The following is an 8,150-nucleotide window of genomic DNA, read 5'->3' on the forward strand; positions in this document are numbered from 1 at the left end:
CCGTGCCCTATCGATGATCCGCTTCCTGTCGCACACTGGTCACCGGCCTGGTCATCGGCCAGGAAGTCCAGGAGGAGGGGGGCGCCCGGGGTGCGGTGGTCGGTCGGCGGCGGGGACCGGTGGAGGCATCGGCTCGCCTCCCGGTGGTGGCGCGGCGGGATGGCCCTGGCGGCGGGCGCGCTGCCCGCGCTCGCGTTCCCCGCGCCCTCGCTGTGGTGGCTGGCGTACGCCGCGCTGGTGCCGTGGCTGCTGCTGGTCCGCTCGGCGCCGGGCGGCCGCCGGGCGATGGTGGACGGCTGGCTGGGCGGTACGGGTTTCCTGCTCGCGGCGCACCACTGGCTGATGCCGAGTCTGCATGTGTTCATCGTGGTGCTGGCCGCGCTGCTGGGGCTGTTGTGGGCGCCCTGGGGCTGGCTGACGCACCGGCTGCTGCACGGGCGGCCGGGGCCCGGCCGGGCCGCGGCGGCGCTGGTGCTGGTGCCGTCGGCGTGGCTGATGGTCGAGCTCGTACGGTCCTGGGAGTACCTGGGCGGTCCATGGGGTCTGTTCGGCGCGAGTCAGTGGCAGGTCCCGGCCGCGCTGCGGATGGCCTCGGTGGGCGGGGTCTGGCTGGTCGGCTATCTGCTGGTGCTGGTGAACGTGGGCCTGGCGGTGCTGATCGCGGTGCCCCGGGCACGCGCGGTGGCCGTGGCCGGGATCACCGCGTGCGGGGCCGCGGTGGGCGCCGTGTGGGCCTGGGCCCCGGTGGCAGGGGAGTCGGGTACGGCGCGGATCGCGGTGGTGCAGCCGGGGGTGATCCACGGCCCGCAGCCGCGTTTCGAGCGCAGCGCGGAGCTGACCCGGCAGCTCGCCGGACGCGATCCGGACCTCGTGGTGTGGGGGGAGAGCAGCGTCGGTCACGACCTGGACGAGCGGCCCGGCCTGGCTCGCGAACTGGCCGCGCTCTCCCGCGCGGTGGGCGCCGATCTGCTGGTGAACGTGGACGCGCGGCGCAGCGATCAGCCGGGTATCTACAAGAGTTCGGTGCTGATCGGCCCCGACGGCCCCACCGGTCAGCGCTACGACAAGATGCGGCTGGTGCCGTTCGGCGAGTACATTCCGGCCCGGCCGCTGCTGGGCTGGGCCACCTCGGTGGGCAAGGCCGCGGGCGAGGACCGCAGGCGCGGCACCGAGCAGGTGGTGATGCGGCTGCCGGACGGCCTGCGGATCGGACCGCTGGTCTGCTTCGAGTCCGCGTTCCCCGATATGAGCCGCTCCCTGGTGCGGGACGGTGCGCAGGTGCTGGTGGTGCAGTCGGCCACGTCGACGTTCCAGCAGAGCTGGGCGCCCGAACAGCACGCCTCGCTGGCCGCGCTGCGGGCCGCGGAGACCTGGCGGCCGATGGTGCACGCCACACTGACCGGGGTGAGCGCGGTCCACGGACCGCGCGGAGAATCGGTCGGCCCCCGGATGGGCACCGACGCGAGCGCGGCCACCGTGTACACGGTGCCACTGGGGCAGGGCACCAGCCCGTACGTCCGCACCGGCCCGTGGATCGTGTACGGGGCGATGGCCGCGCTGCTCGGCTACGCCGGGTACGAGGGGCTGCGCGCGCTCAGGAGGACGCCGCGGCGCCCTCCGTCGCGTCCCTGATGACCCGTTCGCACAGCTCATGGGTGCGCAGGGCGTCCTCGGCGGTGAGCAGCACCCCGGCGCGCACGGCGTCCAGGAAGGTGTCGGTGATCTGCTCGAGACCGCGCTGACGGGCGACCGGCACCCAGTCGCCGCGGCGGCGCACGCTCGGCTGGCCCTTGTGGTCGACGACCTCGGCGAGGTTGACCACCTGGCGCTTGGTGTCCTGGCCGGAGACCTCCAGCAGCTCCTCGGTGGAACCGCTCATCCGGTTCATCACCCCGAGCGCGGTGAAGCCGTCCCCGGAGAGCTGGAGCACCACGTGGTGCATCAGCCCGTCCCGGATCCGGGCGCGGACGTCGATGTGGTCGGCCTCTCCGGGCGCCAGGAAGCGCAGGGTGTCCACGACGTGGATGAAGTCGTCCAGGACGAGGGTGCGGGGGTCCTCGGCCAGCCCCACCCGGTTCTTCTGCATCAGGATCAGATCGCGCGGATGGTCCAGGCACTGGGTGTAGCCGGGCGCGTAGCGCCGGTTGAAGCCGACCATCAGGCTCACCCGACGCTCCTCGGCGAGCCGCACCAGCCGCTCGCTCTCGGCCAGGTGGTAGGCGAGCGGTTTGTCGACGTAGGTGGGGACCCCGGCCTCGATGAGCCGGGTCACCAGGTCGGCGTGGACCGCGGTGGGGGCGTGGACGAACGCCGCGTCGAGGCCGGCCGCGAGGAGCGAGTCCAGCTCGGTGTGGCGCTGGGCGTCGGGCACCCGGTGGGTGGCGCCGACCCGCTCCAGGGTGGCGGCGGTACGGGTGTACAGATGCGGTTCGAGGCCGGGCCGGGCCATCAGCACCGGCAGATACGCCTTCTGCGCGATGTCTCCGAGGCCGATGCAGCCGACTCTCACGGTGCCTCCCGGTCCGTCCCGCCGTCCGTGCGCGCGCCCTGGGCGCCGGGTTCCCCCGTCCGCGCCCCCGCGCCTGACCCCGAAGGATACGCGGCGCCCGGCGGCCGCCAGTCGGCGATGCCGTCGAAGGTGCGCAGCACCAGGTTTGGCCGCAGCCTGCCGACGGTGGTGATGGCGGTGTTGCGCAGGGCCACGGAGACGGCGCCGGTCAGGGTGATCATGCGCGCGGCGCGGTCGGAGCGGCGCACCACGTCCATGGTGCGGGGCAGCCGGTCGGCGGTGTAGGCGGCCAGACCGGAGGAGAGGTCCGCGCTCGGGTCCCCCAGGTGGTGGGCGAGGACGACACCGTCCTCGATGGCCTGGTTGCCGCCCTGCCCCATGGTGGGGGCCATCGGGTGGGCGGCGTCCCCGAGCAGGGCCACCCGGCCGCGGTGATAGGCGGGCAGCGGCCGGGTCATATGCCAGATGTCATGCCGCAGGATGTCGCGCGGGGCGACGGCCGCCAGGATCCCGGGGACCGGCTGGTGCCAGTCGCCGAACAGCCGGAGCAGCTCGGCCCGTTCATCGTCCGGCGCCCGGCCGCCGGGCGGGGCGACGGCCGAGCCGTAGGCGTAGATCCGGCCGTCCTTCATCGGCTGGGTGCCCCACAGCCGTCCTCGGCCCCAGGTCTCATGGGGGGCGAAGGGGGTCTCGGGCGGGGGTATGACCATGCGCCACGCGGTGAGTCCGGTGTACTCGGGCCCGGGGTGGCGGGGGAAGAGGGTGCGCCGGACGTCCGAGTGGACCCCGTCGGCCGCGATGACGAGCTCGGCCTCCAGCACGTCGCCGTCGGTGCTGACCAGGGCGGGCCGGCCGTCGGTGCCGGGGTCGGCGAGCTGGGCCGGGGTGCCGGTGCGCACACAGCCCTCGGGCATCCGCGAGACCAGCAGCTCGACGAGGGTGGCGCGGTGCAGGAGGACCATCGGTCCGCCGAACCGCTCGGTCATCACGGTGCTGTCGGTCCGGGAGAGCCAGCGGCCCGAGGGGGTGCGCAGTCCGCCGTCCCCCTGCCAGGCGGCGAGCGCGCGGACGTCGTCGCCGAGGCCGATCGTCTCCAGGGCGCGCAGCGCGTTGGGAGCGAGTCCGATTCCGGCGCCGACCGGTTCCAGGGTGGTCGCGCGCTCCAGGACGGTGACGGACCAGCCGCGGCGGCGCAGGGCCGCGGCGGCGGTGAGGCCGCCGATTCCGGCGCCGATCACGACGGCACGGGAGTGGTGCATGGTGGTTCCTCCAGGGCACTACGGGTGTAGTGACGCCCAAGGTACTACACCTGTAGTTCGCGCGATAGATTGGGGGGCATGACCGCTGATCGACCCGCCGAGACCGCCGGATCCCGCACCGGGGCCCGGTCCGGGCCGCCCCGGCCGGGATCCCGCGCCGAACTGATCGCCGACACCGCCCTCGCGCTGCTGGCCGAGCGCGGGATGCGGGGGCTGACGCACCGCGCGGTGGACGAGGCGGCCGGACTGCCGCAGGGCTCGACCTCCAACCACGCCCGCACCCGCGCCGCACTGCTGAAAGCGGCGGTACGGCGGCTCGCCGAGCGGGAGGGACGGCTCCTGGCCCCCGAGGAGATGCCCCCGCTCTCCGGCGGCCCGGAATGGGCGCACGACACGGCGGCGGACCCGCTCGCCGCCCTGGCCGACGCCCTCTCCCTCGCCCTGCACCGCTCGCTGACCCAGCAGCGCGATCTGCTGGTGGCCCGCTACGAGCTGGCGCTCGAGGCCACCCGGCGGCCCGAGCTGCGGGAGTACTACGACACCGCGGGCCGCGGCTTCCGGCAGCTACTGGAGGGGATGGTGGCGGCGGCGGGCTCCACCGAACCCCGCCGCCACGGCCGTTCGCTGACCGCCTGGTGCGAGGGGCTGATGTTCGGCTGCGCGGCGGGGGTGGACCACGCCGATCCGCCCGGCCGCGCGGAACTGCGGACCGGGGCCGAGGAGTTGCTGCGCGGCATGGTGCCGAAATCACGTGGCGGCACGGAGCACACCCGGTCATGATGCTCGCCATGACTTCTGCCGAACGTTCCGCACCGCCCCGTGTCGCCGATGAGCGCACCATGCTCGAGACCTGGCTGGATTTCCACCGCGCGACCCTCGCCCTCAAATGTGAGGGGCTCGACGACAAGGCCCTGCGCGAGGCGTCCGCGCCACCGTCCGAACTGACCCTGCTCGGACTGGTCAGACATATGGCCGAGGTGGAACGCAACTGGTTCCGGCGGGTGCTGGAGGGTGAGAAGGCCGAACCGATCTGGTACAGCCGGGAGGATCCCGAAGGTGAGTTCCACTTCGCCGACGGGAACACCACGGAGGAGTGTTTCGCCATCTGGCGGGAGGAGATCGCCAAGGCCCGTACGGCGGCCGAGGGGCGTTCGCTGGAGGATGTCGTACCCGGTCCGGGCGGTCACGACTACAACCTGCGCTGGATCTATGTCCACATGATCGAGGAGTACGCCCGCCACAACGGCCACGCCGACCTCGTACGCGAGCGGATCGACGGCGCGACCGGCGACTAGCCACGGTTGCGGCGGATCCCATCGGGTCCGGTCCGTGACGACCGGGGGCGGCGGCCGCTCAGGCCGCGCCCTCCAGCCGGAGACCGAGCCGGGCGATCGCGGCCCGTACGCCGTCACCGTGCGGATCCTCGCCGAGCGCGCCCGCGCTGGCGCGCGCCAGGGCAAGCTGACCGCGTGCCGCGTCCTCCCGGCCCAGCTTCACGTAGTCGACCGCGAGGTTGAGGTGGAGCGAGGGGTAGAGGGCGCGCACCTCGTCCGCTCCGGGCCGCCGCTCCCCCGCCCCGGTGTCCGCGCCCCGGCCGCCGGTCAGCCCGTCGGCGGCGCCGAGCGCCAGCAGGTCCCAGATCAGCTCGTCGTCGGGGTCGTCCTGGGTGTCGGCCATGTAGTGGGCGAGGGCACAGCGGTGGAAGGGCGCGCCGTCACGGCCGAGCTCCCGCCACAGCAGGGCCAGCCGGTTGCGTGCCTCCTCCCGGTCACCTCCCCGGTGGAGCATCACCGCCTGCCCGATCCGGGTCAGTACGGCGTCGCCCTCCGGCGCCGTACGCTGCGTCTCCGCCATGGCGGCCTCCCGCTCGTTCGCCGGGGTTCTCACCCGCGCCGGTGCTCGGTGCTCCAGCGCGACGCTAACCGCCCGCGCGGGGGCGTCCGGCGTGTCGCGGTCCGGCCGGGTGGTGGCCCGGCGCGCCGACCGGACGGGACGGGTGGCGCGGGACTCAGTCCGGTGTCCGATAGCGGCGGGCCAGTTCGCCGACGGCGTCGGCCACCGCCTCCCGCAGCTCCGGCGGCCCCAGCACCTCGGCCTCGGTGCCCAGCCGCAGCACATCGTGGACGGCCACCGGCAGCGACTCCACCGGCAGCGTCACCCGCGCCCGCCCGTCCGCGTCCGGCGGCCCCGCCCCGGCCGCCGCCACCGCGCCGGCCGTGCCGAACTGCATCGGCAGCAGTTTCCGTCCGCGCTCGGTCAGCAGCAGTTCGGCCTCGCCCTGGAAGCGGGAGGTCTCCAGCCGCCGGGACACCTCCTGCCAGTGGGCCGCGAGGTCGAATCCGGCCGGGCGCTCGAAGTATTCCGCCAGCAGCTCGGCGTCGAGGATGCGCGCGACCCGGTAGCTGCGCACACGGTCCTCCGCGCGCGCCACCAGGTACCAGATACCGCCCTTGAGGACGAGGCCCAGACCGTGCAGATCGCGCCGCACCTCGCCGCGCCAGCGGCGGTAGTGCACCCGCAGCACCCGCCGCTCCCACACGGCCTCGGCGGCCGCGGCGAGGTGGGGCACCGGTTCGGCGTCCCGGAACCAGCCGGGGGCGTCCAGGTGGAACCGCTCCTGGATGCGGCGGGACCGCTCCTCGAGCCCGGCCGGGAGCGCGGCGCGCAGTTTGAGCTGGGCGGTGGCGAGGTCGGCGCCCAGCCCCAGTTCGGCGGCCTGGCCCGGCATCCCGGCCAGGAAGAGCGAATCGGCCTCGTCGCCGGTGAGCCCGGTGAGCCGGGTGCGGTAGCCGTCGAGCAGCCGGTAGCCCCCGGCCGGACCGCGGTCGGCGTAGACGGGCACGCCGCTGGCGCCCAGCGCCTCCACATCGCGGTAGACGGTGCGGACCGACACCTCCAGCTCGGCGGCGATCTCCGGCGCGGTCATCCGGCCCCGGTGCTGGAGCAGCAGGAGCAGCGAGAGCAGACGGTCGGCGCGCACGGCTCCCATTGTGCCGCCGTACCTGACAGAAGATGTCAGGTACGGCGGAGATCGTGGTCGGCACAGCCCGCCCGCGGGGCGAGGCCCCGCCGAAAGGACCCGCCATGACCACGCACGCCACCGGCCACTTCACCTTCGCGGACTGGCAGGAGACCGAGGCCGGGCAGGCCGTGGACGGTGCGCGGATCGCCCGCGCCCAGGTCACCAACGGCTATGCGGGCGCCCTCACCGCACCGGACACCGTGTGCCAGTACTCGATCGTCTACACCACCGAGAAGACCGGCTCCTTCACCGGCCATGAACTGGTCGACGGCGAGCTCGACGGCCGCCGGGGCGGCTTCGTCCTGGCACAGCACGGCACCTTCGGTGAGGATGGCACCGTGCACTGCTCGTTCGAGGTGGTGCCGGGCTCCGGCAGCGGTGAGCTGGTCTCGCTCACCGGCCGGGGCTCCTTCACCGCGCCGCACGGCGTCCAGGAGGTCCCGTACGCCTTCGACTACGAGCTGGCGGACTGACCCGGTACCGACCCGGTCAGCCCTGGGCGGCCAGGTCCGGGATCCGCCAGTCGATCGGGGTGTGGCCCTGGGCCTTCACGGCCTCGTCGATCTGGGTGAAGGGGCGCGAGCCGAAGAACTTCTTCGCCGACAGCGGGGAGGGGTGCGCCCCCTTCACCACCACATGGCGCTCCTCGTCGATCAACGGCAGCTTCTTCTGGGCGTAGTTGCCCCAGAGCACGAAGACGGCCGGGTCGGGACGGGAGGCGACCGCGCGGATCACCGCGTCCGTGAACTTCTCCCAGCCCTTGCTCTTGTGGGAGTTGGCCTCACCGGCGCGGACCGTCAGCACCGCGTTGAGCAGCAGCACGCCCTGCTGGGCCCACGGCATCAGATAGCCGTTGTCCGGGACCGGGTGGCCCAGCTCCTCCTTCATCTCCTTGTAGATGTTCCGCAGCGACGGCGGGGTCTTCACCCCGGGCCGCACGGAGAAGCACAGACCGTGCCCCTGGCCCTCGCCGTGGTACGGGTCCTGCCCGAGGACCAGCACCTTCACCTGGTCGTACGGGGTGGCCTCCAGCGCGGCGAAGACCTCCTCGCGCGGCGGGTAGACCGGGCCCCTGGCCCGCTCCTCCTCGACGAACTCGGTGAGCTCCTTGAAGTAGGGCTTCTCCAGCTCCTCGCCGAGGACGCCGCGCCAGGACTCGGGCAGCTCGTAGGGCACGTCAACAACCTCCGGTCGGTGTTCCGTCTATGAGCACAGAACCTACCGGTGGGCACTGACATTTAGCTTTGGAGATGGCTCTCCGGGATCTTCGGGGGCTGCGTAGGGTGCGTCGGGTCCGGTTCTTCCGGCACGGCTGGATCACTGACCGAAGCGTCTGCTTGCAGGCGACTTCTCAACGTTG

The 8,150-nt window shown here is 73.4% G+C and carries 9 protein-coding genes; 4 read left to right on the plus strand and 5 right to left on the minus strand.

Translation table 11 applies throughout. The features are described 5' to 3' along the window. The first annotated feature begins 90 nt into the window (after positions 1-90). Positions 91-1,632 carry an apolipoprotein N-acyltransferase gene (gene lnt, locus NMK44_RS12425; protein WP_374215261.1) on the plus strand — a complete coding sequence of 514 codons (1,542 nt, stop codon included), beginning with the start codon at positions 91-93 and terminating at the stop codon, positions 1,630-1,632. On the opposite strand, the gene NMK44_RS12430 is transcribed toward lnt, so the two are convergent. Both NMK44_RS12430 and NMK44_RS12435 read right to left on the minus strand, forming a co-directional pair. Continuing rightward, on the minus strand, positions 1,595-2,509 hold the full coding sequence (locus tag NMK44_RS12430; RefSeq protein WP_254741708.1) for a Gfo/Idh/MocA family protein: 915 nt from the start codon (positions 2,507-2,509) through the stop codon (positions 1,595-1,597). The two genes, lnt and NMK44_RS12430, sit on opposite strands and share 38 nt — an antisense overlap. Then, positions 2,506-3,768 (minus strand): FAD-dependent monooxygenase, encoded by a 1,263-nt coding sequence (locus NMK44_RS12435; RefSeq protein WP_254741711.1) that lies wholly within the window; start codon positions 3,766-3,768, stop codon positions 2,506-2,508. The genes NMK44_RS12430 and NMK44_RS12435 overlap by 4 nt, the downstream gene beginning before the upstream one ends. Positions 3,769-3,846: 78 nt before the next feature. On the opposite strand from NMK44_RS12435, the gene NMK44_RS12440 reads away from it, so the two are divergent. Both NMK44_RS12440 and NMK44_RS12445 read left to right on the plus strand, forming a co-directional pair. After that, positions 3,847-4,548 carry a TetR/AcrR family transcriptional regulator gene (locus NMK44_RS12440; RefSeq protein ID WP_254741714.1) on the plus strand — a complete coding sequence of 234 codons (702 nt, stop codon included), beginning with the start codon at positions 3,847-3,849 and terminating at the stop codon, positions 4,546-4,548. Positions 4,549-4,556: 8 nt separating this feature from the next. Beyond that, positions 4,557-5,063 (plus strand): DinB family protein, encoded by a 507-nt coding sequence (locus NMK44_RS12445; protein WP_254741717.1) that lies wholly within the window; start codon positions 4,557-4,559, stop codon positions 5,061-5,063. Between the two features lie 58 nt (positions 5,064-5,121). On the opposite strand, the gene NMK44_RS12450 is transcribed toward NMK44_RS12445, so the two are convergent. Beyond that, on the minus strand, positions 5,122-5,622 hold the full coding sequence (locus NMK44_RS12450) for a hypothetical protein (protein WP_254741719.1): 501 nt from the start codon (positions 5,620-5,622) through the stop codon (positions 5,122-5,124). 154 nt (positions 5,623-5,776) lie between these two features. After that, positions 5,777-6,748 carry a helix-turn-helix transcriptional regulator gene (locus tag NMK44_RS12455; protein WP_489660291.1) on the minus strand — a complete coding sequence of 324 codons (972 nt, stop codon included), beginning with the start codon at positions 6,746-6,748 and terminating at the stop codon, positions 5,777-5,779. Between the two features lie 104 nt (positions 6,749-6,852). Between NMK44_RS12455 and NMK44_RS12460 the strand changes: the two genes are divergently transcribed. After that, the gene (locus NMK44_RS12460; protein WP_254741723.1) at positions 6,853-7,263 is read left to right on the plus strand and encodes a DUF3224 domain-containing protein; all 411 of its coding nucleotides are present in this window, start codon (positions 6,853-6,855) and stop codon (positions 7,261-7,263) included. A 16-nt stretch (positions 7,264-7,279) separates the two neighbouring features. On the opposite strand, the gene ung is transcribed toward NMK44_RS12460, so the two are convergent. Then, positions 7,280-7,966 (minus strand): uracil-DNA glycosylase, encoded by a 687-nt coding sequence (gene ung / locus NMK44_RS12465; RefSeq protein ID WP_254741725.1) that lies wholly within the window; start codon positions 7,964-7,966, stop codon positions 7,280-7,282. Between the last annotated feature and the right edge of the window lie 184 nt (positions 7,967-8,150).

The sequence above is a fragment of the Streptomyces cucumeris genome (assembly GCF_024295805.1).
GTDB lineage: Bacteria > Actinomycetota > Actinomycetes > Streptomycetales > Streptomycetaceae > Streptomyces > Streptomyces cucumeris.